The sequence below is a fragment of the Nocardioides daedukensis genome (assembly GCF_013408415.1).
Classification (GTDB): Bacteria; Actinomycetota; Actinomycetes; order Propionibacteriales; family Nocardioidaceae; genus Nocardioides; species Nocardioides daedukensis.
The window spans coordinates 2,909,894-2,935,568 of record NZ_JACCAA010000001.1; the positions used below are offsets into that span (position 1 = coordinate 2,909,894).

Annotated in this window: 22 protein-coding genes; 19 read left to right on the forward strand and 3 right to left on the reverse strand. The window is 68.9% G+C overall.

Annotation, left to right across the window (positions count from 1 at the left end; all coding sequences use genetic code 11):
• Positions 1-51: 51 nt before the first annotated feature.
• Positions 52-1,218, reverse strand: a complete 1,167-nt coding sequence (gene hsaA / locus BJ980_RS19500; protein WP_179502916.1) for a 3-hydroxy-9,10-secoandrosta-1,3,5(10)-triene-9,17-dione monooxygenase oxygenase subunit — start codon at positions 1,216-1,218, stop codon at positions 52-54.
• 148 nt (positions 1,219-1,366) lie between these two features.
• Here hsaA and BJ980_RS14325 point away from each other — a divergent pair, with 148 nt between their 5' ends.
• Genes BJ980_RS14325 through BJ980_RS14335 form a run of 3 tightly spaced genes read left to right on the forward strand, consistent with a single transcriptional unit; the run spans position 1,367 to position 3,698 of the window.
• A complete protein-coding gene (locus tag BJ980_RS14325; protein ID WP_179502917.1) occupies positions 1,367-2,533 on the forward strand; it encodes a 3-ketosteroid-9-alpha-monooxygenase, oxygenase component in 1,167 nt (388 codons plus the stop codon).
• Entirely contained in the window at positions 2,533-2,892 is a 360-nt protein-coding gene (locus BJ980_RS14330) for a hypothetical protein (RefSeq protein WP_218855521.1), read from the forward strand. Before BJ980_RS14325 ends, BJ980_RS14330 begins: the two co-directional genes overlap by 1 nt.
• Positions 2,889-3,698, forward strand: coding sequence for an SDR family NAD(P)-dependent oxidoreductase (locus BJ980_RS14335; protein WP_179502918.1), 810 nt, complete (start codon positions 2,889-2,891; stop codon positions 3,696-3,698). Before BJ980_RS14330 ends, BJ980_RS14335 begins: the two co-directional genes overlap by 4 nt.
• Positions 3,699-3,800: 102 nt before the next feature.
• Here BJ980_RS14335 and BJ980_RS14340 read toward each other — a convergent pair whose 3' ends face one another.
• Complete coding sequence (locus BJ980_RS14340) at positions 3,801-5,309, reverse strand: FAD-binding protein (protein ID WP_179502919.1); 1,509 nt, start codon at positions 5,307-5,309, stop codon at positions 3,801-3,803.
• 162 nt (positions 5,310-5,471) lie between these two features.
• On the opposite strand from BJ980_RS14340, the gene BJ980_RS14345 reads away from it, so the two are divergent.
• From BJ980_RS14345 to BJ980_RS14375, 7 genes are all read left to right on the forward strand, one after another.
• Positions 5,472-6,080 (forward strand): TetR family transcriptional regulator, encoded by a 609-nt coding sequence (locus BJ980_RS14345; RefSeq protein ID WP_179502920.1) that lies wholly within the window; start codon positions 5,472-5,474, stop codon positions 6,078-6,080.
• Between the two features lie 86 nt (positions 6,081-6,166).
• Entirely contained in the window at positions 6,167-6,910 is a 744-nt protein-coding gene (locus BJ980_RS14350) for an SDR family NAD(P)-dependent oxidoreductase (protein ID WP_218855522.1), read from the forward strand.
• Complete coding sequence (locus tag BJ980_RS14355; protein ID WP_179502922.1) at positions 6,907-7,683, forward strand: SDR family oxidoreductase; 777 nt, start codon at positions 6,907-6,909, stop codon at positions 7,681-7,683. Before BJ980_RS14350 ends, BJ980_RS14355 begins: the two co-directional genes overlap by 4 nt.
• 116 nt (positions 7,684-7,799) lie before the next feature.
• Positions 7,800-8,723 (forward strand): 3-oxoacyl-ACP reductase, encoded by a 924-nt coding sequence (locus BJ980_RS14360; RefSeq protein ID WP_179502923.1) that lies wholly within the window; start codon positions 7,800-7,802, stop codon positions 8,721-8,723.
• 207 nt (positions 8,724-8,930) lie between these two features.
• Positions 8,931-10,106 carry a steroid 3-ketoacyl-CoA thiolase gene (locus tag BJ980_RS14365; RefSeq protein ID WP_179502924.1) on the forward strand — a complete coding sequence of 392 codons (1,176 nt, stop codon included), beginning with the start codon at positions 8,931-8,933 and terminating at the stop codon, positions 10,104-10,106.
• A gap of 2 nt (positions 10,107-10,108) precedes the next feature.
• Positions 10,109-12,334 (forward strand): acyl-CoA dehydrogenase family protein, encoded by a 2,226-nt coding sequence (locus BJ980_RS14370; protein ID WP_179502925.1) that lies wholly within the window; start codon positions 10,109-10,111, stop codon positions 12,332-12,334.
• Between the two features lie 2 nt (positions 12,335-12,336).
• Positions 12,337-12,987: a PaaI family thioesterase gene (locus BJ980_RS14375; protein WP_179502926.1), complete on the forward strand. Its 651-nt coding sequence runs from the start codon at positions 12,337-12,339 to the stop codon at positions 12,985-12,987.
• 339 nt (positions 12,988-13,326) lie between these two features.
• Here the strand turns inward: BJ980_RS14375 and casG are convergent, their stop codons facing one another.
• On the reverse strand, positions 13,327-14,958 hold the full coding sequence (gene casG, locus BJ980_RS14380) for a steroid-24-oyl-CoA synthetase (protein WP_179502927.1): 1,632 nt from the start codon (positions 14,956-14,958) through the stop codon (positions 13,327-13,329).
• 137 nt (positions 14,959-15,095) lie between these two features.
• Between casG and BJ980_RS14385 the strand changes: the two genes are divergently transcribed.
• The 9 genes from BJ980_RS14385 (at position 15,096) to BJ980_RS19600 (ending at position 25,157) form a co-directional block, all read left to right on the forward strand.
• Positions 15,096-15,857: an SDR family NAD(P)-dependent oxidoreductase gene (locus tag BJ980_RS14385; RefSeq protein WP_179502928.1), complete on the forward strand. Its 762-nt coding sequence runs from the start codon at positions 15,096-15,098 to the stop codon at positions 15,855-15,857.
• Positions 15,858-16,033: 176 nt separating this feature from the next.
• Entirely contained in the window at positions 16,034-17,746 is a 1,713-nt protein-coding gene (gene casI, locus BJ980_RS14390) for a steroid-22-oyl-CoA synthetase (protein ID WP_218855523.1), read from the forward strand.
• A gap of 59 nt (positions 17,747-17,805) precedes the next feature.
• A complete protein-coding gene (locus tag BJ980_RS19505) occupies positions 17,806-18,966 on the forward strand; it encodes an acyl-CoA dehydrogenase family protein (RefSeq protein WP_179502929.1) in 1,161 nt (386 codons plus the stop codon).
• A 112-nt stretch (positions 18,967-19,078) separates the two neighbouring features.
• The gene (locus BJ980_RS14400) at positions 19,079-20,197 is read left to right on the forward strand and encodes an acyl-CoA dehydrogenase family protein (protein ID WP_179502930.1); all 1,119 of its coding nucleotides are present in this window, start codon (positions 19,079-19,081) and stop codon (positions 20,195-20,197) included.
• Positions 20,198-20,354: 157 nt separating this feature from the next.
• Positions 20,355-21,305, forward strand: coding sequence for an ABC transporter permease (locus BJ980_RS14405; protein ID WP_179502931.1), 951 nt, complete (start codon positions 20,355-20,357; stop codon positions 21,303-21,305).
• Positions 21,298-22,329, forward strand: coding sequence for an ABC transporter permease (locus BJ980_RS14410; RefSeq protein ID WP_179502932.1), 1,032 nt, complete (start codon positions 21,298-21,300; stop codon positions 22,327-22,329). Before BJ980_RS14405 ends, BJ980_RS14410 begins: the two co-directional genes overlap by 8 nt.
• The gene (locus BJ980_RS14415; protein ID WP_218855524.1) at positions 22,326-23,396 is read left to right on the forward strand and encodes an oligopeptide/dipeptide ABC transporter ATP-binding protein; all 1,071 of its coding nucleotides are present in this window, start codon (positions 22,326-22,328) and stop codon (positions 23,394-23,396) included. Before BJ980_RS14410 ends, BJ980_RS14415 begins: the two co-directional genes overlap by 4 nt.
• Position 23,397: 1 nt before the next feature.
• Positions 23,398-24,429 carry an ABC transporter ATP-binding protein gene (locus tag BJ980_RS14420; protein WP_179502933.1) on the forward strand — a complete coding sequence of 344 codons (1,032 nt, stop codon included), beginning with the start codon at positions 23,398-23,400 and terminating at the stop codon, positions 24,427-24,429.
• Between the two features lie 194 nt (positions 24,430-24,623).
• The gene (locus BJ980_RS19600) at positions 24,624-25,157 is read left to right on the forward strand and encodes an RNA polymerase sigma factor (protein ID WP_179502934.1); all 534 of its coding nucleotides are present in this window, start codon (positions 24,624-24,626) and stop codon (positions 25,155-25,157) included.
• Positions 25,158-25,675: the final 518 nt, after the last annotated feature.

Below are 25,675 nucleotides of genomic sequence, written 5' to 3' on the forward strand. Positions count from 1 at the left end.
CGTGCGTCGTGCGGCCGGCACGGGCTGAGCACCCTGCCGGGCGCCCTCGACTCAGATCAGGTTGTCCTCGACGGTGATCCCGAACGCACCCTTGCCGTGCAGCGCGAGGGTGCGTTCCACATCGTTGGCCACGTGCACCGAACCCGCGTGGGCATCGCGCCACGCGCGCCCGATCGGGTTGTCGCGGCGCAACGAGTTGCCGCCGGCGGTCTTGAACAGGATGTCGATGGCGGTGAGTGCGCGCTCGGTCCCGCGGACCTGGTCGCGACGGGTGCGCAGGCGCAGCTCCATCGGGATCTCCGCACCGGCCGAGGCAGCGGCGTACATCTCCGCGATGTTGCGGTCCATCTGCAGGATCGCGGCGTCGATCTCGGAGGACGCCCGCGCCACGGCGATCTGGGCGAACTGGTCCTCCGCGAAGCGGCCACCGCCGAGGCTGAGCCGCATCCGGTCCGCCATCGCGTCGACGTACGACGTGAGCCCGCCGGCCACGGTGCCGAGCAGGGGAGCGGTGACCGTCGTGGTGAACAGCGCCCCGAACGACATCCGGTAGAGCGGGCCCTTGTTGACCTTCTGGCCCGGGCCCTCGAGGCGGGAGTGCACGAAGTTGCGCAGGCTGCGGTGGGCCGGGACGAAGACGTCGTCGACGACCACGTCGTTGCTGCCGGTGCCGCGCAGGCCGATGGTGTCCCAGACGTCGAGGACGGTGACCTCCGAGCGGGGGACCAGGGTGGTGATGAAGTCCACCGGCTTGTCGTCGGCGTCCACGGCGAGCGCCCCGAGCAGGACCCAGTCGGCGTGGTCGATCCCGGAGGCGAAGCTCCACCGGCCGTTGAGGCGGTAGCCCCCATCGACCGCGGTCAGCTTGCCGATCGGCGCATAGGAGGAGGCGATCAGGGCGTTGGAGTCGTCGGCCCACACCTCGTCCTGCGCAGCCTTGGGGAAGATGCCGAGCTGCCACGGGTGGACGCCCATCACCGAGGCCACCCATCCGGTGGAGCCGCAGGCGCCGGCGATCGCCCGGACCGACTCGTAGAACTCGATCGGGTTCCGCTCGAGCCCGCCGCACCGCTTCGGCTGCAGGAGCCTGAAGAAACCGGCCTCGGTGAGCTCGGCGATGGTCTCGGCGGGAACGCGACGAGCCTCTTCCGTCTCCACCGCACGCGCGGCGATGATGGGGAGGAGGTCACGGACGTTGTCGAGCACCTGATCGTTCACCCGGTCACGATGCAGTTTCCAGCCTCGCAACAGTGGGCGGTCTTCCGATGAGTGGGACTGCCGAGCCCCAGGGGAAGGGGTGCCATTGACACTCGAATGAGAGATGGTCGTAGGGCACCCCCAGCCCGAACTTGGACGGAGACATGTCATGACTGCAGTCGAGGACGAAGTCCGTCGCATCGAAGCCGATGCGGCACCCACGCGATTCGCCCGCGGATGGCACTGCCTGGGCCTGGCCAAGGACTTCCAGGACGGAAAGCCGCACCAGGTCAACGCCTTCGGCGAGAAGCTCGTCGTCTTCTGCGGTGAGGACGGCAAGGTCAACGTGCTCGACGGCTACTGCCGGCACATGGGCGGCGACCTGTCCCAGGGCACGGTCAAGGGCAACGAGATCGCCTGCCCGTTCCACGACTGGCGCTGGGGTGGCGACGGCAAGTGCAAGGCAATCCCCTATGCCCGCCGCGTCCCGCTCCGTGCCCGCACCGCGTCCTGGCCGACGATGGTCCAGGACGGCATGCTCTTCGTCTGGAACGACCCCCAGGGCAACCCGCCCCCGGCCGACGTGACGATCCCCAAGATCGACGGCGTCGAGGACGAGGGTTGGACCGACTGGCAGTGGTACTCGATCAAGATCGAGGGCGCCAACTGCCGCGAGATCGTCGACAACGTCGTGGACATGGCGCACTTCTTCTACGTGCACTACTCCTTCCCGACCTACTTCAAGAACATCTTCGAAGGCACCACCGCCACTCAGTTCATGAACGGTGAGGGCCGCGAGGACGTGATGCGCCCGCAGAGCGCCGGGAGCAACGCGCCCAAGGCGACCGGCAACTCCTCGGTGGCCTCCTACCACGGCCCGTCCTTCATGATCGACGACCTCGTCTACCACTACGAGGGCTACGACGTGAAGAGCGTGCTGATCAACTGCCACTACCCGGTCGACGAGAACTCCTTCGTCCTGCAGTACGGCATCATCGTCGAGAAGCTGCCCGGCATGGACGACTCCGAGGCCGACGCGATGGCCCGCAAGATGGGCGACTTCATCAAGATCGGCTTCGAGCAGGACGTCACGATCTGGAAGAACAAGGCCCGGATCGACAACCCGCTGCTCTGCGAGGAGGACGGGCCGGTCTACCAGCTGCGTCGATGGTACGAGCAGTTCTATGTCGACGTCGAGGACATCACTCCCGAGATGACGGACCGCTTCGAGTTCGAGATCGACACCAGCCGCCCGAACGAGGCATGGAAGGCCGAGGTCGCGCAGAACGTCGAGGCCCGCAAGCAGGCATCCGCCGAGCAGGGCCAGACGGTCTGATGGCTGTCCGTCCCGACAACCGTCTCGATGACGGCCCGATGCAGCCGGTCGAGTGCTCGGCCTGCGGGGCCTGCGTCCTGGTCCGCAAGAGCAGCTGGGAGCAGACCTCGCTGCAGTGGTCGGCGCAGGCCATCGAGGCCTGCGTCGAGCGGCGGGCCGCCTCCCCGCGGTCGGGTCCCAACGGTGCCGCCTTCTCCGGTTGCGCGTCGCTGCGTGACTCGGTCACCGCAGCCGTGAACCGCGGCGACGTGGTGGTCCAGATCGAGGACCCGCTCAAGACGAACCCCGAAGCGATGGCCGGTGGCACGGGTCATGGACATGGTCACGGCCATGGTGGACAGGAGCACGCACACGCATGAGCAACAACATCACCGTCGAGAAGTACGGCCCCTGGGCGGTCATTGCCGGCGGCTCCGAGGGCGTCGGCGCATCGTTCGCCGACCAGCTCGCCGCAGCCGGACTCAACCTCGTCCTGCTGGCCCGCAAGCCGGGCCCGCTCGAGGAGACCGCCGAAGCAGTACGACGTACCCACGGCGTCGAGGTCCGCACCCTGTCGGTGGATCTGACCGAGCCCGGCGCAACCAAGCAGATCGCCGAGCTCACCGAGGACGTTGAGGTCGGCCTGCTCGTCTTCAATGCCGGCGCCAACACCTATGGCCACGAGTTCGTCACCGGTGACCTTGACCGGTTCGGCAAGGTGATCGAGCTGAACATCAACGCACAGCTCGCACTCGTGCAGCTCTTCGGCGCCCCGATGAAGGAGCGTCGCCGCGGCGGACTCCTGCTGGTGGGCTCGCTGGCCGGCTTCCTGGGATCGGCGCAGATCAGCATCTATGCCGCGGTCAAGGCGTTCTGCCGGATCTTCGCCGAGGGCCTGTGGGTGGAGATGCGTGAACACGACGTGGATGTGCTCGAGTTCGTCCTCGGCGTCACCCGGACCCCTGCGATGGCGCGCGCCGGCTTGAACATGGACATGCCCGGCCTGCACGTCTCCGAGCCCGAGGACGTGGCTCGCCAGGCATTGGCCGCGCTGGGCAACGGCCCGGTGCAGGTCGCCGAGGGCAACGAGAAGGGCGTCGAGATCCGCTCCGGGGTCGACCGGACGAAGCTGGTGCTCGGCGCCTACGAGGCCTCGAAGAAGATGCTTCCGCCGAGCTCGAAGTAGTCCACACTGCACAAGGACCCCGCGGCCTCGGCCTCGGGGTCCTTGTGCGTGGGTGGTCCACCAACGAGTCTGCGGACGGGCCCATCGGCACGGCCGGCTGCCTCAGGCAAGCAGGTGCTTGACCGCCCGGCTCGCAAAGACCATCGCGGTGCCGATCGGAGCGCCCGGCCCGGGGTAGTGCTTCCCGGTCATCGACGCCGACGTGTTGCCCGCGGCGTACAGCCCCTCGATGGCTGAGCCGTCCTCGCGCAGCACCCGCGCGTCGACGTCGGTGACGAGTCCGCCCTTGGTGCCGAGGTCGGAGAGCAGCAGCCGCGCGGCATAGAACGGACCCTGCGCCACGGGCACCAGGACGGGGGATGCGAAGTACGTCGCGAACTCGTCCTTGCCGCGGTCGAAGTCCTCGTCGTCGCCAGCCTCGGCGAACCCGTTGAACCGTTCGACGGTGCTCACCAGGGCGTCGCCGGGGACGCCGATCTCGTCGGCCAGGGCCACCAGGGAGTCCGCGCGGGTCCAGGTCCCGGCCGCGAGGTGGTCCTCGGGGTCGCCCTCGGGGATCGCGATCGCGGGGATGTGGCCCAGCGAGGTGTTGTCGAAGATCACGTACGAGGGGATGCGTGCGGGGTCGGCGGCCATCTGTCGCCCCATCTGGTCATAGGGCAGCGACTCGTTGGCATAGCGCGTGCCGTTCTGGTCCACGATGAGCCCGCCGCGGAAGCCCAGCGTGAACGCGGCCGAGCCGTCCGGGTGTGCGATGCCGGGAGTGAACCAGGCCTGGTCCATCAAGTCGGTGGCAGCGCCCAACGCGACCGCAGCCGCGATCGGCTCACCGGTGTTGCTGCCCTCGGGGGCCATCGTCCACGCCGCATTGCCGGGGACACCGTGCCGGGCGCGCTCCTCGTGGTTGCGCTCGAAGCCTCCGGCGGCGAGGAGTACGCCGTCGCGCGCCGCGAGGCGGACCCGCGCGCCGTTGGTGCCGTTCCCGGCCACCCCGACGACGCGACCGTCCTCGGTGATCAGTTCGTCGACGGCCACACCGGTATGCACGGTGCCGTTGCCCGTGGCGTCGAGAGCCAGCAGGAAGCGGCCGATGTAGGCACGACCGGCAGCCAGCGGCTGGCCGAGGTGGTGCGACTTGCCGACGCGCTCGCGGTCGACCGGTGGGCGGACCAGGTCGAGGCGCTCGCCGATCTGCTCCAGAGGCAGCGGCGTGGGCACGAACGAGCGCCCGCCGGGCACGCGGCCGGGCCGCTCGAAATAGTCCGGGAAGGCCTGGAACTGGAACTCCAGCAGAGGGTCTTCCTCCAGCTTTGTCACCAACTCCGGTGACTCGGTGAGGAACGCCTCGAGTTTGACCTGGTCCGGCTCGTCGAGGAGTGCATTGAGATAGGTGCGCGCGGATTCAGTCGAGTCGACCAGGCCGGCCCGCTCCTGCACGACGGTTCCCGGGAGCCAGGCAGCCGCGCCGCTGTAGGCCGTGGTACCTCCGAGACGATCGGTCTTCTCGACCACGGCGACCTTCTTGCCGGCCTTCGCGGCCAGGTAGGCACCGGTCATCGCGCCGGCTCCGGAACCGACCACCACCACGTCGTACTCTGCATCCCAGGTCATCTGACACCTCTCGGGTCATTGGCACCCGCGCCGATCGCGTGGCCGGGTCACAGCCCACCGCAGCTGGCCGCGCCGGACCAGCCCGGTCTCGCTGAGCGGTAGGCTGCCGCGCATCGGAGCCCACCCTCGGACGAGCATTGACCAACCGATCGAGGGGGAGAAGTGCCAAGAATCGCCGAGGTCCGGCTGCCGGCCCAGCCGAACTCACCGCAGCAGCAGGAGCGGGTGAACCGGATTCTCCGTGCTGCCGCGCGACAGGGGGCCGCCCACGGGCTCGAGCGCGTCCAGATGCAGGAGATCGCCAAGGAGTCCGGTGTCGCGATCGCCACCCTCTATCGCTACTTCCCCTCGAAGATGCACCTGTTCACCGGCGTGATGCGGATGCAGATCGGCCGGATCGGTGCCGAGGTCTCACAGCCCGCCGACGGCACGGATCCCGTCGACGCGGTGACCGACCTGATGCTGGCCGCGACCAAGCGGATGCTCGACTCCCCGAAGCTGGCCCACGCGATGATGACCTCCAACAACGCTGCCTTCCATGCCACGGAGGCCGGCGCGCATGAGACCCACCTGGCCTTCAAGGGGCTGATCCTGCGGGCTGCAAGAATCGCGGAGCCGACCCCGCGCGACGAGCAGCTGGTCCGGCTGATCGAGCAGTCGTGGTTCGGTGCGCTCAACTCCGCACTGAACGGTCGCACCACCCGGGAGGAGAGCGAGGACGACATCCGGCTCTCATGTCGGCTGCTGCTTCCCGCCTGGTCGGAGCGTTGACGAACCCCTGCCAGTGAACCGTGCTCGAGACCACTGACCGGGAGCGCTGTGGGCGAGCCCAGAAGCCGGGTGCCACCATGCGAAGCATGAACAGGTTCAGTGGGACGAACGTGCTCGTCACAGGTGCGGCCTCGGGCATCGGGGCCGCGACTGTACGCCGTCTCGTGAGCGAGGGAGCCGCAGTCTTCGCGGTGGACCGCGACGAGGAAGGGCTCTCCGAGACCGCCGCGTCCGCACTCGGGTCAGGACGTGTCGAGACCGCGGTCGTCGACGTCACCGACGAAGCCGCGGTCGCACGCGTGGTGAACGATGCCGTGACGCGACTGGGCGGGATCGAGGTGTTGATCAACATCGCCGGGATCCAGCGGACCACGCCGATCGAGACGCTCACTGTCGCCGACATGCGTGAGCTCTTCGAGGTCAACATGATCGGCACGATGGTCTTCTGTCGCGAGGCACTGCGACACCTGCCCGAGCAGGTCGGGGTGATCGTGAACATCGCCTCCACGGCGGCCGACCACGGCAATCCCTACATGTCGGCCTATGCGGCCTCGAAGGGGGCAGTGCTCGCCTTCTCCAAGACGCTGGCCGCTGAGCTGGTCGTCCGCGGTATCCGGGTCGTCCCCGTCTCGCCGGGCACGACGGTCACCCCCCTCACCGCGAACGTGGTCCCGGGTGACCTGGACTTCTCCTACTTCAACCGAGTCCGTTCCTTGCTCGGTCCGGCCGATCCGGACCAGATCGCCGCGGCGATTGCCTTTGCTGCCTCGCGGGACGGTTCCTATCTGACCGGGGCCGAGCTCCGCGTCGACGGAGGGTCGCACACATGAACAGGACTGCTGTCGTCACCGGATCGGCGTCCGGGATCGGACGCGCCGTGACCGATGCCCTTCTCGCGCGCGGTGACCGGGTGATCGGGGTCGACCTGCGCAACGCCGACGTCCTCGCCGACCTTTCCACGACCTCCGGCCGCGCCGAAGCGGTGGCCGGCGTGCTCGGCGCCGCCAACGGTCCGGTCGACGTCGTGGTTGCGTGCGCGGGCATCTCGGGTACGTCGCCTGCCGTGGTGTCGGTGAACTTCTTCGGCGTGGTCGAGCTGCTCGAGGGCCTGCGCTCGGCGCTGGCCGCGTCGTCCGCTCCGCGCGCCGCCGTGGTCGCCTCCAGCGTCGCCGTCCACGCCTCCGACGCCGAGCTCGACCAGGCCTGCGCGGACCGCGACGAGGCCTCGGCACGAGCCCGGGCCGAGGCGCTCACCGAGCAGGGACACGGACACGCGATCTATCCCGGATCCAAGGCCGCGTTGGCCAAGTGGGTACGCCGGGTCGCGGTCACGCCGGAGTGGGCCGGCGCCGGAATCCCGCTCAACGCGGTGGCCCCGGGCGTCGTGCTGACGCCGATGTCGGCCGGGCTCTTTGATGACCCGAGGATGGTCGCCGCCATGGACCAGGCAGTGCCGATGCCGCTCAACGGCCACCAGGAGCCCGAGGTGATCGCCGACGTGCTGGCCTTCCTGGTCTCGCGTGAGAACTCGCACGTCACCGGCCAGGTGGTCTTCGCCGACGGCGGCGCCGAGGTCGTCCACCGGGGTTCCGCGCAGTTCTGAGGCGCTGGCTCGTCCCGTAGTCGGCCGACCACTGGTCGGGACGAGCCGGCGCAACCGCGTCTCGGGACGTCGTACGGTCCCGGCACACGTCACCGAAGAAAGCACCGAGGAGAGCAATGACTGAGACCAGCCTGGCCGGACGCACCGCGATCGTGACCGGCGCCGGTGGCGGCCTCGGCCGCGCCGAGGCCCTGGCCCTGGCGGCGGCCGGCGCGAACGTCGTGGTCAACGACTACAGCGCGGCCGGCGACGAGGTCGTTGCCGAGATCAAGGCCGCCGGCGGCGAGGCGATCGCGGTGCGCGGGGACATCGGCGAGTGGGCGCTCGGCGACCAGCTCGTCGCTGCGGCGCTGGACACCTGGGGTTCGCTCGACATCGTCGTGAACAACGCCGGCGTGCTGCGCGACAAGATGATCTTCAGTCTCACCGAGTCGGACTGGGACGAGGTGATCCGCGTGCACCTCAAGGGCCACGCCTCTCTCTCCCGGGCCGCAGCGGTGCACTGGCGCGCCGCATCCAAGGCTGCAGGCGCTCCGATCTATGGCCGTCTGGTCAACACCACCTCGGAGGCGTTCCTCTTCGGTTCGGCCGGTCAGCCGAACTACTCCGCAGCGAAGGCCGGCATCGTCGCCCTGACCCTGTCGGCGAACCAGGGCCTGTCGCGCTATGGGGTGACCGCGAACGCGATTGCCCCGCGGGCCCGCACTGCGATGACGGAGAAGGTCTTCGCCGGCGACCCGAACGAGGAGCGTGAGCTCGACATCCTGGCTCCCGAGCGGGTGGCGACGTTCGTGTCCTACCTCGCCTCACCGGCCGCGGCCGGGATCAGTGGGCAGGTCTTCGTCGTCTATGGCGACATGGTCGCGCTGATGGATTCGCCGAAGGTCGAGCAGAAGTTCACCGCAGACTCGGGCGTATTCTCCACCGACGAGCTGGCCGCCAAGCTGGGCAGCCACTTCGAGGGCCGTTCGCCGCACCAGACCTACGCGGCGTACTCGGTCGCCGAGCTCGACACCACCGGGGTGCAGAACCTCAACTGACCCCGCGAGCCGTCAGCTGCCTCGCCAGGTCTGCCGCCGATGCCTGCCCCCGGGAACGGGTGGCAGGCATCGGCCATGTGGTGGCTCCCGAACGCGTCGTTGCCGCGCCGGGCAACGGCCGCTCGCGGCCACTGAGTGGGAGACCTCAGCGCGGCCACGCCGTAGACGAGGCACTGTGAGCGGCACCGTTGGACAACAGGAGGAACCATGCCCGAAGCAGTGATCGTCGACGCCGTGCGCACCCCGGTGGGCCGTCGCAACGGATGGCTCTCGGGCCTGCACCCGACCCGGATCCTCGGGGCCGCGCAGAGCGGGCTGCTGACCCGCAATGGGATCGACCCCGGCTCGATCGGGCAGGTGGTCGGCGGCTGTGTCACCCAGGCAGGTGAGCAGTCGAACAACGTCACCCGCAACGCGTGGCTGGCGGCCGGGCTGCCCTGGAGGACCGCGTGCACCAGCATCGACTGTGCGTGCGGATCCTCCCAGCAGGCAGTGCACATGATCGCCGGGCTGATCGCCAGCGGCCAGATCGACGCCGGCATCGGCTGTGGGGTCGAGGCGATGAGCCGGGTGTCCCTCGGCGCCGCACTCGCCCCCGGGACCGGGATGCCGATGCCCGATGACTTCACCCTGGACATGCCTGACCAGTTCACTGCTGCGGAGCGGATCGCCGCGAAGTATGGCATCACCCGTGAGGCGGCCGACCACCTCGGGCTGGTCTCCCAGCAGCGTGGAGCACAGGCGTGGGCCGAGGGCCGGTTCGACAACATCCTCGTGCCCGTCACCGCCCCGGTGATGGCCAAGCAGGAGGACGGATCCCTCGTGGACACAGGTGAGACTCGCCTGGTCGACCGCGACCAGGGCCTGCGCGAGACCACCGCGGAGAACCTGGCCAAGCTGAACCCGGTCGTCCCCGACGGCATCCACACCGCCGGCAACTCGTCGCAGATCAGCGACGGCGCGGCCGCGGTGCTGCTGATGAACCGTGAGCGCGCCGAGGCCGACGGCCTGCGTCCGCGTGCCCGGATCGTCGCCTCGGGCATGATCGGGTCGGACCCCTACTTCCACCTCGACGGCCCCATCGCGGCCACCACCCACGTCCTGGAGAAGTCCGGGATGAAGCTCGGCGACATCGACCTGGTCGAGATCAACGAGGCCTTCGCCTCCGTCGTACTTTCCTGGGCCAAGACCCACGACGCCGACATGGACAAGGTCAACGTCAACGGGGGCGCGATCGCACTCGGTCACGCCGTCGGCTCCACCGGTTCCCGGCTCATCGCCCAGGCGGTGGAGGAGATGGAGCGCGCGGACAAGTCCACTGCACTGGTCACCATGTGCGCCGGCGGTGCACACGCGACCGCCACGATCATCGAGCGGATCTGAACATGTCTGAGACCAGCCTGACCGAGAAGGGCCTGGGCGCGATCGGCCTGGGCGAGGACCTGGAGCACCTGCGCGACTCGGTCCGCGGCCTGCTCCGTCGCCACATCAGCGAGGACGTCGTCCGCGAGGCCGTGGAGGCCAAGGAGGAACTGCTTCCGACCTGGTGGCCGACCCTGGCCCAGAACGGTCTGCTCGGCCTGCACCTGGCCGAGGAGCACGGCGGTGCCGGCTTCGGTCTCAACGAGCTGGCCGTCGTACTCGAGGAGGCCGGGCGCCTGCTCGTGCCCGGTCCGCTGGTGCCGACCGTGCTCGCCTCCGCCGTGCTCGACGCGGCCGGGCACACCCGGTTCCTCGCCGGGCTCGCCGACGGTACGTCGATCGGCGCGCTCGACCTCTCCGGAGAACGGACCGCCCTGGTCGGCACCCCCTTGGCCGACGGCGCCCTGCGCGTCGAGGGCACGAGCACCGCGATCATCGGCGGCCAGCTCGCCGACCTGTTCCTGCTGCCGGTGGCCACCGACGGGTCGACGGCCTGGGTGGTCGTTGAGCGCTCGCAGGTAGAGGTCGTCAACGAGCACAGCCACGACCTGACCCGGCGTCTCGCGACGGTGCGGACGAACGGACTGGAGGTGCCGCGCGACGACGTACTCGACATCGTCGCGCAGCGGCCCCTCGACCTGGCCGCCGTCGTGCTGGGTGCCGAGTCCGCCGGCATCGCCGACTGGGCCACCGCGACCGCCGCCGACTACGCCGGCACGCGGGAGCAGTTCGGCCGACGGATCGGCCAGTTCCAAGGCGTCAAGCACCGTGTCGCCCGGATGCTCGTGCGCACCGAACAGGTCCGTGCCTGCGCCTGGGACGCTGCCCGCGCCGCCGATTCCGCACGGGCCGCCGGCCCGGAGTCGGTCAGGCAGGCCACGCTGACCGCCGCGATGGCCGCGGCCACCTCGGTGCCCACGACGCTGGTCGTGGTGAAGGAGCTGATCAACACTCTCGGCGGCATCGGTTACACCTGGGAGCACCTGGCCGGTTTCGCGCTGCGCCGTGCCCTGACCAGCTCGATCCTGCTCGGCGCCAGCGACACCTGGGAGGTGCGCGTCGCGGAGCTCTCCCTGGCCGGGACGCGACGACCGCTGAGCCTCGAGCTGCCGCCCGAGGCAGAGGAGATCCGTGCGCGGATCTCCGCCGAGCTGGACCCGATCCAAGGCAGCGGCGACGCGGTCGCCCAACTGGCCAACCTGGGCTACACCGCGCCGCACTTCCCGGCGCCGTGGGGCAAGGCCGCCGACGCCGTCACCCAGGTGGTGATCGCCGAGGAGCTGGCCAAGCGCGACCTCGTGCCGCACGACATGATCATCGGCAACTGGGCCGTCCCGACCCTGCTCGCGCACGGCGACGAGTCGATCCAGCAGCGCCTTGTCCCGCCGTCCCTGCGCGGTGACATCACCTGGTGCCAGATGTTCTCCGAGCCCGGCGCCGGCTCCGACCTCGCCGCGCTGACCACCAGGGCGGAGAAGGTCGACGGAGGTTGGCGGATCAACGGTCAGAAGGTGTGGACCTCCGGCGCCGCCGGCTCCGACTACGCCATCCTGCTGGCACGCACGGATCGCGAGGCGGCCAAGCACAAGGGCATTTCCTACTTCGTGCTCGACATGACCACGCCCGGCATCGACATCCGGCCGCTGCGCGAGCTGACCGGGGGAGCGCACTTCAACGAGGTCTTCCTCGACGACGTGTTCATCCCCGACGAGATGCTGGTCGGCAAGCCCGGTGAGGGCTGGCGCTTGGCGATCACCACCCTGGCCAACGAGCGGGTGCACATGACCAGCAACTCGGCCACCGGCACCCAGGAGCTCCTCTTCGAGCACGTCGACCGCAGCTCGCCGGCACAGCTGGCCAGGCTCGGTCGACTGCTCGCCGATGCCCAGGCCGGCGGGCTGCTCGGTCTGCGCCAGACGATCCGCTCCATCTCCGGACTCGAGCCCGGAGCGGAGTCGAGCGTGGCCAAGCTGGCCAGCGCGGAGACGATCCAGGCGACCTGGCAGACGCTGATGGAGTTCCAAGGAGCCGACTCGCTCACCGTCGACCCGACCGAGCGCAGCGCGACCTGGTGGTTCCTGAGCAGCCGCGCGCTGACGATCGCCGGCGGCACGACCGACGTACAGCTGAACATCATCGGAGAGCGCATCCTCGGACTGCCGCGCGATCCCGCACCGGAACGGAAGTGAGCATGAGCGAGAAGCCAGAGCTGGTGCCGGGGGAGACCCGGAAGCTGGAGGTGCTGACCGCGATTCCCAAGAACGAGGGTGTCGACAGTGCCGTGGCCGCCACCCGGCGGGTGATCAGCGCGCTGCTGCACGCCGGTGACCGCACCTCGGCCGAGATGGGCGCGGTCGCGGCGCAGCTCAACGCGATCGCCGACCACCTCGACGAGCACAACGGCCCGGTCGATGACCGCCTGGTCGACATGTGGTCCGGCGAGGGCGTCACCCGCCACGACCCGATCACCGGTGCCGAGAACGCGATCGCTCCGCCGTTGCACCTCGCCGGACGCGAGGACGGATCGATCGGTGGAGTCGTCACACTCGGCCTGCCCTACCAGGGCCCGCCCGGCCACGTGCACGGCGGAGTCTCCGCGATGCTGCTCGACCACGTGCTCGGCGTCTCGAACGCCTGGGCCGGTACGTCGGGGATGACGGCACGGCTGACCCTCAACTACCACCGCCCCACCCCGCTCTTCCAGGAGCTCGAGATCACCGGGCGACAGATGAAGGTCGAGGGTCGCAAGATCTGGACCGAGGGAGTGATCTCCGTCGACGGCGAGCCGTGTGTCTCGGCCGAGGGGCTCTTCATCAACAAGCAGGTCCCGCGGCCTCGCTGACTCTCTGCTGCCCTGCGCTCGGCGCCCGCTCCCGTCCTAACTGATGGGTTGGCGGGCGCCGCTTGCGTAACTGATGGGTTGGTGGGCGCCGCTTGCGTAACTGATGGGTTGGGCGGCGCCGGACGATTAACTGATGGTTTGGGCGGTGTTTTCAGCCTGATTCGGCTCCCAAAGCATCAGTTGGTTCGGACCCAGCCCCCAAGGCATCAGTTGCTGCAGACGCAGATCCCCAAGGCATCAGTAACGCAGGAACCGGCTCCCAGGGCATCAGTTGCCCAGATGCCGGTTCCCCAAAGCATCAGTTGCGCACGCGCACCCGCAGGCGCACCCGCAGGCAGATCACCCTGCGGCGACCTGCGCGCGATTCACCTTGCCGGTGGCATTGCGCGGGAGCGGCTCGGTGGTCAGGCGCCAGTGGGCGGGAACCTTGTAGTAGGCGAGCTGTCCGCGCAGGAACTCGGCCAGCGACTCCTCGGAGGGGACCGTGGCTCCGTGCACCACGACGGCCAGGACCTCTTGGCCGAGATCCTCGCTCGCGACGCCGTACACCATGCACTCGACGACGTCGGGGTGCTCGGCCAGGGCGTGCTCGACCTCGACGGGATAGACGTTCTCGCCGCCGCGGATGATCAGGTCGGAGCGACGCGAGCTCAACCGCAGCCGGCCCTGCTCGTCGAGCGCACCCAGGTCACCGGTGTGCAGCCACAGGTCCTCGCGGATCGAGGACTCCGTCGCCTCCGGGTTCTCCCAGTAGCCGAGCATGTTGTAGCAGCTGCGCACGCAGACCTCGCCCTCCTCGCCCACGGGCAGCGGCCGGCCGAGCGGGTCGCGGATCTCGACCTGCACGCCGTACGTCGGCCGTCCCACCGTGCCCGGAGCCTCGGCGAGGTCGATCGGGGTGGCCGCCGAGACACCGGTCGAGGTCTCGGTCAGGCCGTAGGAGTCCACGAGGGCGGTGGCGAAGGGGAGGTTCTCGCGCAGCTTCTGCTTCAACGCCTCGGAGGAGGGTGCGGACGCGAGCGAGAACGCGGTCAACGAGCTGAGGTCGTACTTGTCGGCGACGTCGGCCGCCAACATCCGGGAGGTCATCGTCGGGACGGCGCCCCAGTTGGTCACCTTCTCCTGCTCGATCAGCGCATAGATCCGCTCGACGTCGAAGGCGCCGGTGTGCAGCGCGACCTTGGAGCCGGTGGCCAGGCGCGGGATCGCGAGGTTGTGCAGGCTGGCGATGTGGAACAACGGCGAGACCATCAAGTAGGAGCGGTCCCGCGGGTCCATCGGGTTGCCGAACGCCGCGATCAGCGCGTCGTTCATCCGGTGATATTCCACGACCGCGAGCAGGTTGCGGTGCGAGTGGGTCGCGCCCTTGGGCGCGCCGGAGGTGCCGGAGGTGAAAATGATGCAGGCCGGATCGTCCTCGGCGACGTCAGCCGAGGGGAGCGGCGCGTCAGGGTGTGCGGTGCGCAGCCGCGGGATGTCGGACTCCAGGTTGAGCACGGGTACGTCGAACGCGGCCAGGTCGGCGGCTCGCTTCGCGTCGGCGATGGCCAGCTTGGGCGTGGTGAGCGCCAGGGCGTGCTCGATCTCGCGCGGGGCCCACCAGGCGTTGAAGGCGACGGTGATCGCACCGAGAGATGCGACGGCCCAGAACGTCTCGATCCACTCGATGGTGTTGGCGGCATCGATGATGACCCGGTCGCCCTTGGTGATGCCGTGGTCCTCGGCGAGCGCCTTGGCCAGCGACGAGACGTTGGCGGCGTGCTCGGTGAACGTGATCGACCTGTCGGCGGTGGCGATGTAGGTGCGGTCGCCATGCTGCAGCGACTCGGCCAGCAGCTCGTGCAGGGCACGGCGACGGTTGCGATAGATGGGAAGCTGGACTCCGCGGACGTCCTCGACGACCATCTCGAACGGACCGTCCGGTCCCACGAGTGCGGCGTACGCGGCCATCGGGTCGATGGTCTGGGTCATGGGTGGAGCTCCTGGGTCCGGCGGTGCGATCTGGTGAATGGCCAGTCTGCGTGGGGCGCAGTGTCGTTGATCACCGCTCTCCCAGTGAACGGGACCGGGCCGGGACCCACCCCGGCGAGGATGGCAACGATGACGCCATGACGACTCTGAAGGGCCACACTGCCCTGATCACCGGTGCTGGACAAGGCGTTGGCCGGGGCATCGCGATCGCCCTCGCCGAGCGCGGCGCCGACATCGCCGCCGTGGGCCGCACGCTGTCGAAGGTCGAGGACGTGTGCGCCGAGCTGAGCGAGCTCGGGGTGACGGCGCGGGCCTACGAGCTGGACGTGACGGACGAGGAGAACGTGCCGGGACTCGTCGACCGGGTGGCCGAGGAGTTCGGCAGCCTCGACATCCTGGTCAACAACGCCTACTTCGGTTCGCTCGGCCCGCTGCTCTCAATGGACGCGAAGAAGTTCCAGCGCGGCTTCCGCAGCGCCCCCTTCGCGGCCTTCAACTTCATGGTCGCCGCCCACCCGCACCTGGTGGCTCGTGGCGGAGGGTCGATCGTCAACCTGGTCACCTCGGCGATGGTGCGCTGGGACGGGACCAACTACGGCGCCTATGCCGCGGCCAAGACGGCGCTGCGCTCGCTGACCCGCACCGCCGCGGTCGAGTGGGGCGGCGACAACATCCGGGTGAACTCGATCGCGCCGCACGCCCTCACGCCCGCCCTGGCCGGTTGGGCCGAAGCGAACCCGCAGGAGGCGGAAGAGTTCGTGGCCAGCATCCCGCTCAAGCGGATCGGTGACCCGGTCGCCGACATCGGTCGCGCGGTGGCGGCCCTGGTCAGCCCGGAGATGTCCTACCTGTCCGGCGCCACGATCCCGCTCGACGGTGGCCAAGCGTTCTTCGGCTGAGTCGCGACCGCAACAACTGCAGGCTCGACGCGCAACAACTGCAGGTTCGGCCAGCAACAACTGCCGGTTCGACGCGTAAGAACTGCAGGTTCGCGCAGCAACAATTGCAGGCTCGCGGCTCCCGATGAGTGGAAGTGGGGGCGAGCCCGGGCCCCCGACGCCCTAGGTTTCCGGACATGACGTCGATGACCCGCAAGGAACCGGTCAGCCGCCCGCAGCTGCCGCAGGAGGAACGGCTCGAGACGATCGCCGACCTGCTCCTGGCGCGCCTGGGCGACGAGCACCCCGGCCTGCTCGACGGCGACCGGTCCTGGACCTGGGACGAGGTGGTCCGCGAGTCGGCCGCGCGCGCCGCCTGGGCCGAGGCGCTGCGTGACCCCGCGAAGCCGTTCCACATCGGGGTGCTGCTCGAGAACCACCCCGAGTTCATCTTCTGGCTCGGCGCCGGGGCACTGGCCGGGGCCACGATCGTCGGCATCAACAGCACCCGCAGTGGTGAATACCTCGAGCAGGAGGTGCGGCACACCGAGCTCCAGCTCGTCGTCACTGACGCAGCCGGCGAGCAGTTGCTCGACGGTCTGGACATCGGCGTCGCACCCGAGCGCTTCCTGCGCATCGACGACACGACGTACGACGCCCAGGTGGCCGCACACCGTGTCGAGCCGACCCGCAAACCGGAGATCGACGCGAGCACGCAGCTGCTGCTGCTCTTCACCAGCGGCACGACCGGCGCCTCCAAGGCGGCCCGCGTCGGCCAGGGACGACTGGTCGGCCTCGGCTACCAGAACACCGCGAAATATGACATCACCCGCAAGGACATCTCCTACTGCTCGATGCCGCTCTTCCACGGCAACGCGGTGATGGGCCTGTGGGCGCCGACGCTCACCGTCGGCGGCACCGTCGCGTTGACCCGCAAGTTCTCCGCCTCCCGGTTCATCGACGAGTGCCGTGCCTACCGCGCGACCTACTTCACCTACGTCGGCAAGGCGATCGGCTACGTCCTCGGCACCCCGGCCCGCGACGACGACGCGGACACCCACCTGACCCACGGCTTCGGCACCGAGGCCTCGCCCGAGGACCGGTCCCGGTTCAAGGAGCGCTTCGGCGCCACGCTGCTCGAGAGCTACGGCTCCAGCGAGGGCGCCGGGATGGTCGCCCTCGACCCGGACGCGCCGACCAGCGCACTCGGTCGCCCCGCGCACGACGGCGTACGGATCGTGAACCCGGAGACGCGCGAGCAGTGCGCGGTCGCAGAGCTCGACGAGCACGGCCGGGTGCTCAACGCAGAGGTCGCGGTCGGCGAAATGGTCAACACCACCGGCGCTGCCGCGTTCGAGGGCTACTGGAAGAACCCCGAGGCAGACGCCGAGCGGGTCCGCCACGGCTGGTTCTGGACCGGCGACCTCGGCTTCATCGACAAGGACGGGCTGATCTACTTCGCCGGCCGCTCCGGTGACTGGATCCGGGTCGACTCGGAGAACATCTCCGCCCTGCTGACCGAGCGCGTCCTGCGCCGCCACGAGGGGATCCTGCTCGCAGCCGCGTTCGCGGTGCCCGACCCGCGGGCCGGCGACCAGGTGATGGCCGCCATCGAGATCCCCGAGACGACCAGGTTCGAGGACCTCGACCTCGGCGCCTTCCTGGCCCAGCAGACGGACCTCGGCACCAAGGGCGCGCCGCGCTTCGTCCGGGTCTCGCACGCGCTGCCCAGCACCGGCTCGAACAAGCTGCGCAAGAAGGAGATCCAGCTCGACGGCTGGCGCACCACCGACCCTGTCTATGCCTGGGTCGGCCGCGGCGAGCCGACGTACTCGCTGATGACCGAGGACGACAAGCACGCCCTGATCGCGGAGTTCGACGCCAATGGTCGACGCCGCTTCCTGCCCTGACACCACACTGATCCGGTACGCCGTCGACGCGGCGTGACCATCGAACCCCTGGAGAACCCGTGGATCTTCGCGAGACCCCGTCCCAGCAGGCACTGCGTGTCGAGCTGCGTGAGTACTTCGCCAACCTGCTGCCCGATGACGAGCGCCGCGCAGTCGGCGAGGCCGGCGCCGGTGGCCCGCGCTTCCGCGAGGTCGTGAAGATGCTCGGTCGCGACGGCTGGCTGGGCGTGGGCTGGCCCGAGGAGTACGGCGGGCGTGGGCTCTCGGAGGAGGAGCAGTTCATCTTCTACGACGAGATCCAGCGGGCCGGTGTGCCGTTCCCACTGGTGACCGTCAACACCGTCGGTCCGACCCTGATGAAGTTCGGCACCGACGCGCAGAAGAAGGAGTACCTCCCCAGGATCCTGACCGGTGACGAGGTCTTCGCGATCGGCTACACCGAGCCGGAGGCAGGCACCGACCTCGCCGCCCTGGGCACCCGCGGAGTCGTCGACGGTGACCACCTGGTCGTCAACGGCGCCAAGATCTTCACCACCGGCGGCAACACCGCCGACCACGTCTGGTTGGCGGTCCGCACCGACCTCGACGCCCCGAAGCACAAGGGGATCACCATCGTGATCGTCCCGTGCGACGACCCCGGCTTCTCGTGGAGCCCGATCCATGCGGTCGGCGGAATGATGGTCACCGCGACCTACTACTCCGACATCAGGGTGCCGCTGAGCAACGTGGTGGGGGAGCTGAACGGAGGCTGGTCGCTGATCACCGCCCAGCTCAACCACGAGCGGGTCGCGCTGGCCGCCCTCGGCGGTCGGATGATCCAGCTGTGGGAGGACGTCCTGGCCTGGGCGAAGGAGAACGGCGTCGCAGAGCAGCCGTGGGTGCAGGCCGAGTTCGCCCGCACGCACGCCAAGCTCGAGGCGATGCGGTTGATGAACTGGAAGCTGACCAGCCAGGTCACCGCCGGCACCCTCTCCGGCGAGACCGCGGGCGCCGCCAAGACCTATGGCACCGAGACCCACATCGACGTGCAGCGCACCCTGTCCCAGATCGTCGGCTCCGCCGGGCGCCTGCGTGCCGGTAGCCCGGGTGCGGTGCTGCACGGCCAGCTCGAGCAGATCTCGCGCCAAGGCATCGTGAACACCTTCGGTGGCGGGGTCAACGAGGTGCTGCGCGACATGGTCGCCACCGGTGGCCTGGGCCTGCCGCGAGGACGCCGATGAGCACGGCACCGAGCAACGCGGCACTGATCAACGCGGCCCTGGTCAACGCGGCCCTGATCAACGCGGCACCGAGCAACCCGGCACTGATGAACACTCCGGAAGGGACCCACTGATGGACTTCTCGCTCGACGAGGACCTCGTCTCGCTGGCCGACCTGGCCCGCACGATCTTCACCGACCTGGCCCGCCCGGAGCGCATCCGCGAGGTCGAGACCTCCGAGACGCGCACCGATGACCAGCTCTGGCAGGCGCTCGGCCAGGCCGGACTGCTGGGTCTGGTCGTCGGCGAGGACGCCGACGGCGCCGGGCTCGGCCTGGACGCCCTGTGCGTCGTGCTCGAGGAGCAGGGCCGCACCGTTGCCCCGGTCCCCTTGTGGTCCGCAGGGGTGGCCGCACTCGCGCTGACCCAGCACGGCACCGACTCCCAGCAGGCGCTGCTGCCCGGCCTGGCCTCGGGCGCGGATCGCCTCACCGTGGCACTCGAGGAGTTCGCACCGGCCACCGCGCAGGCTCCGCTGACCCAGGCCCGCGCCGACGGCGAACGGTGGCTGCTCACCGGCACCAAGGCCGCCGTACCGACCCCGGCCGGCGCCAGCGGCGTCCTGGTCGCGGCAACCGGTCCTGAGGGCCCCGCGGTCTACCTGGTGGCCACCGACGCCGAGGGCGTCGAGTGGGAGCAGTCGATCACCACCACCCACGACCTCGCCGCCAACCTGGTCCTCACCGACGCGCCGGCCGAGCTCGTGCCGGTGCCGCTGGCCGAGCTGATCGCGCACGCGACCCTCGCCCTGGCCGCGATCCAGGTCGGCGTGGCCGACGGCGCCATGCGCCTGGCCGCGACCTACCTGTCCGGACGCGAGCAGTTCGGCCGCCCGCTGGCCACCTTCCAGGCCGTCGCCCACCAGCTGGCCGACTGCTGGATCGACGTCGACGCGATGCGGTCGACCCTGTGGCAGGGACTGGAGTCCCTCCGGCCCGCCGACGCCGCCGACGGTGCCTCGAACGGGGTGGCAGCAGCGACCACCAGCGCCGTACTCACCGCGAAGTGGTGGTGCAACCAGGCCGGTCTCGACGTGGTCCACCGCACCCAGCACCTGCACGGCGGAATCGGCGTCGACGTGGACTACCCGGTGCACCGGCACTTCCTGTGGGGACGCCAGATCGCCAACACCCTCGGTGGTTCGTCGGCGGCCCTGGCCGACCTCGGCCGGCTGCTCACAGCGACCCGCTGAACCGGGCAGAACCCTTGCCGGAACCAACGGTTCCGGTCAGTGGGAGTTGCCCGATTGTGGCCCGGGCCACAGACCTAGCCTTCTTCGAATCCAGTCTCTGTGAAAGGACGCCCATGCTCCTCGTGGTGCGCGGTCCCTCTGTTGTAGAGGGCGGCCGATGAGCAAGATCCTCATCCGCGCCGGCGAGCTCCTCGCCGTGCTGCTGGTGGTCAGCTTCGGCGTCTTCGCCATGGTCACCCTGATGCCGGGCGACCCGGCGGTGGCGATCCTCGGAGAGGGACACCCGCCGTCGGACTACGCCGACCTCCGCCAGGAGCTCGGCCTCAACGACCCGCTGCTGGTCCGCTACTGGGACTGGCTCAGCTCCGCGGTCACCGGCGACCTGGGCAGCTCCCTGGTCCCGCCGCAGAGCGAGGTCACCGACCGGATCGTCGCGGCGCTCCCGGTCAGCGTCCAGCTCGCGGTGATGGGCCTCGTCCTCGCCGTCGTCATCTCCGTCCCGCTGGCGATGTGGTCGGCCGCGAACGCCGGCGGCGTCATCGACCGGATCATCTCCGGCTCGATGTTCGGGATCCTCTCGGTGCCCTCGTTCCTGATGGGCCTGCTGCTGATCATGATCTTCGCCAACGGGCTCGGCTGGTTCCCCCGCGCACAGTGGGTGCGGATCGGCGAGGACCCGGTGGGCAACCTGCACCACGCGATCCTGCCGGCAGTCGTGATCGCCCTGACCGAGCTGGCACTGTTCACCCGCATCTTGCGCAACGACCTGATCATGACCCTCAACGAGGACTTCATCCTCTCCGCGCGGGCGAAGGGCATGCCGCCGTGGCGGATCATGTTCACCGACGCGCTGCGCCCCTCGTCGTTCTCGCTGATCACCCTGCTCGGCATCAGCCTGGGCCGACTGATCGGCAGCACCGTGATCGTCGAATACCTCTTCGCCCTGCCCGGCATGGGCTCGATGGTGGTCACCGCCGCCAACCAGGGTGACTACCCGATGGTGCAGGGCGCCGTGCTGATCATCGCGATCGTCTATGTCGCGGTGAACGCCACCATCGACCTCTCCTACGGCTACATCGACCCGAGGACGCGCCGTGTTCATGCATAGCTCCCGAACCGCGAAGGCCAACCGCACCAAGACGCTCCTCGTCGGTGGCGCGCTGCTGATCGCCGGCCTCGCGCTGCTCATCTTCGGCTGGAGTACGCCGTCACTGGTCCTGGCCGCCAAGGCCGCGATGGTGCTGATCGGCATCGTGCTCGTCTTCCAGGGCACGAACCGTCTCATCGAGGCCATCCGCGGCGAGCGCGTCGACCTGCTCTTCGGTGCCAGCATGGTCTGGCTGGTGCTGATCATCGCGCTGGCGATCCTGGCCCCGTTCCTGCCACTCGGCGAGCACAACGACGTCGCCAAGTCGCTGATGAACGAGACCAACGTGCCGCCGAAGCTGCTGAGCGAGAACCCGCTCGGCACCAACAACCAGGGCCTCGACCTGCTTTCACGTGCGATCCACGGAGCCCGCACCTCGCTGATGATCTCGCTGCTCGCGGTCGCCATCGGCACCGTGGTCGGCGGAGCGGTCGGCGTCGTCGCCGGCTACTTCCGCAAGGGAGTCGACAGCGCGATCGGCATCCTGACCAACGCGTTGCTCGCGGTGCCGCCGCTGATCCTGCTGATCGCCCTGAGCACCTTCCTCGACCCGAGCGTCAGGAACATGGCACTGGCCCTGTCCCTGCTGACGATCCCCGGCATGGTGCGCCTGGCCCGGGCCAACACGATCTCCTTCGCCCAGCGCGAGTTCGTGATGGCCGCCCGACTGATGGGGGCCAACCGGATGCGCGTCATGGTCCGCGAGCTCGTGCCCAACGTCGTGTTCCCGGTCTTCTCGATGGCCGTGGTGATGATCTCCGTGCTCATCGTGGCCGAGGCCTCGCTGAGCTTCCTCGGGCTGGGCATCCAGCAGCCCGACCCGACCTGGGGCAACATGATCTCCGAGGGTGAGGGTGGCGTGATGGAGGACTACCCGCACATCGTGCTGGTGCCCGGTGTGTTCCTGTTCCTGACCGTCTTCGCCTTCAACCTCCTGGGCGAGAAGGCCCAGAAGAAGTGGGACACGAGGAGTGCCAAGCTGTGAGTGATCCGAACCAGGTGAGCACCAAGGGTGCTCCCGTGCTCGAGGTCGACGACCTCCGCACGACATTCCTCACGCCCCGCGGACCGGTCCGTGCCGTGGACGGTGTCTCGCTGCGCGTCGCCGCCGGTGAGACCGTCGGCATCGTCGGCGAGTCCGGCTCCGGCAAGTCCGTCTTCGGACGCACCGCGATGGGCCTGATCTCGAACGGTCCGACCACCGAGGTGACGGGTCGGGTGTCCATCAACGGGCACGACGTACACGCCATGAAGCCCCGGGACCGCCGCAAGCTGTGGGGCCCCGAGGTGGCGATGGTCTTCCAGGACCCGATGACCTCGCTGAACCCGGTGAAGAAGGTGGGCACGCACCTCACCGAGACCCTGCGGCTGCACCTGAAGGTCGGCGCCAAGGAGGCCAACGAGCGGGCCATCGACCTGCTGCGCCAGGTCTTCATCCCGGAGCCCGCACGTCGGATGAAGCAATATCCGCACGAGCTCTCCGGCGGCATGCGCCAACGCGTGGTGATCGCGATGGCACTCGCCTGCGACCCCAAGCTGCTGATCGCCGACGAGCCCACGACGGCGCTCGACGTCACCGTGCAGAAGCAGATCCTCGACCTGCTGGCCACGCTCGCCAGCGAGCGCAACATGGCCACGATCCTGGTCAGCCACGACCTCGGCGCTGTCGAGGGACGCACCGACCGGGTGGCAGTGATGTACGCCGGGCGCACCGTCGAGACCTCGAAGACCTCCCGCGTCTTCAACTCGCCCGTGCACCCCTACGCCGAGGCGCTGCTGGCCTCGATCCCGCGGATCTCCGACGAGCCGCACACCGTGCTGCGCGCCATCGAGGGCACGCCGCCCAACATGCTCATCCCGCCGCCGGGTTGCCGTTTCGCGCCGCGTTGCCGGCTCGCGGTGGACCTGTGTCGTGAGGAGTCGCCCGAGCTGCTCGAGCACGGGGACGGTTCCGGCCAGCAGCACCTTGCGGCCTGCCACTTCCCGCTCGTCCCCGCAGGGTCCGAGGTCCTGGTCCCCGCCCCCGGTTCCGCCCACGAAGAGGTGTCCTGACATGGCAGGCAGTGGAGTGGCGCACATGCGTCCCGAGTCCGACCCGGTGCTCTCGGTCGACCAGATGGTGGTCGAGTTCCCGGTCGGACGCGGGCAGAAGGTGCACGCCGTCTCGGGAATGAACATCGACCTGCTGCCGGGGGAGACCCTGGGCATCCTCGGTGAGTCCGGCTGCGGCAAGTCCAGCGCCGGCCGGGCGATCATGCAGGAGCCGTCGCCGACTTCCGGGACCGTCCGGCTGCTCGACCACGAGCTGACCGGCCTGAAGATCAAGCCACTTCGCAAGGCTCGTTCGCGGATGCAGATGATCATGCAGGACCCGGTCTCGTCGCTGAACCCTCGCCGTCGGGTCCGTGACCTGGTCGCCGAGGGCCTGGCGATCTGGGGATATGACGGCGACGACATGGACGCCTCGATCAGGGAGACGCTGACTGCGGTCGGTCTCGACCCGGACGCGGTCTGGGACCGTCGACCGCACGAGCTCTCGGGAGGTCAGTGCCAGCGGGTGTGCATCGCTCGTGCCCTGATGATGAACCCCGACGTGCTGATCTGCGACGAGCCGGTCTCCGCGCTCGACGTGTCGGTCCAGGCCCAGATCCTGAACCTGCTGGAGAGGACCAAGGAGAAGTACGACCTGTCGATGATCTTCATCGCCCACGACGTCTCCGTGGTCAAGAACATCAGCGACCGGGTAATGGTGCTCTACCTCGGCAAGACCTGCGAGGTGCTGCCGTCCCAGGGGATGCAGACGCGTGCGTTGCACCCCTACACCCGGACCCTGATCGCCTCGATCCCCGGTGGTGAGCAGGCGTTCTCCTCCGACGACCCGGTCGCTGGTGACCTGGTCGAGGAGAAGCCTCGCTCGGCGGCCACCACGGAGCTGCCCTCGCCGCTCAACCCGCCCTCGGGCTGCCGGTTCCGGACCCGCTGCCCGCTGGCCACTGAGCAGTGTGCCGCCGAGGAGCCGCAGCTGCGTGAGGTCGGGCAGGGGCACTTCATCGCCTGCCACAACGTGGCCACCGGCATCGTCTGAGCCTGCTTCACGACCTGCACCCCAGCGTCCCCGTCACAGGGGCGCTGGGGTGTAGGCGTTCTGGGTCATCCGCGACTCAAGGTGCCCGTCACGGGACCGTGCCGCGTGGGAGACGCCGTACGCCGTGGGGGTGGGGGTCAAACTAGTCCCACGGGTCGCGAGACCTGGAGTACCCCTGAGGAGTGTTAAGTGGTGTGAGGCTATCCCCGCAGGAAGAGCAACGAGCCGAAGAATTCTACTTGGCCGTCATACCACGCCTCATAGCCATGCTCTACGTGTTCACAGGCTCTCGAGACGACGCCGAAGATATTGCACAAGAGGCATTCGTTCGGATGCTCAAGCGATGGGGCCACATCAATCGTTACGATTCCCCCGAAGCGTGGATTCGCCTGGTGGCCACACGCCTGGCACTCACCCGCAGGCGAAATCTGACCCGCCAGCGCACTGCTCCCTCAGTCGACATCGACACAGAGCCTGCAGTACCGCAGGATCCAAGCCAGCGACTGGACCTGGAGCAGTTGGTGCGACATCTGTCCCGGGAGCAGAGAGAGGCAGTCGTCCTGCACTACCTGTGCGACCTGTCCATCCAGGAGACCGCAAACTCCCTCGGGACGACCCCATCAGCCGTCAAGAATCGGCTACTACGCGCCCGCGACCAACTTGCGCGACTGATGCCCTCGCCAGGCCCAGGGTTACAAGACTGGAAAGGAACCGATCATCATGGATGATTTCGCAGACGCCTTGGAGGGCTCGCTCCGAAACTCGACCAGTGCCCCGTCAGCCACCTTTCAGGAACTCCTCAGCCAAGCTCGGCGCGAATCTCGTCGCAAGGCGTGGACCGTTGCCGGTTGTTTCGTGGCTGCGTCTCTCGCGGTCCTGGTAGCCGCACCTCTCGGATGGTCCGCCATCAACGATCAGGAACGCTCCCCGGTCGCCGGCGACCCCAATGCCCCAGGGGTTACAGAAATCGCTCCGGGCTACGCGATGGAGCTTCCTGAAGCGTGGTCTTCTGACCCGGTCGCGTGTGCCGACTCCTCGGCGACCTTCTTCACAACGCCCCCAGCCGATCCATGCCTTGACCGCTACACCCCACAGGTGATCGTTGACTCCTTGGATTCACCGACAGCCAGGTTCTATGCAGGACGGTTTCGGGGCATGGAACCTGCGACCAACGCGCACGGAATCGCTGTCAGAAGCGGGTTTCCCGCGTGTAAAGAAAGCCTCCCGGCCTTGTGCAGTGTTGCAG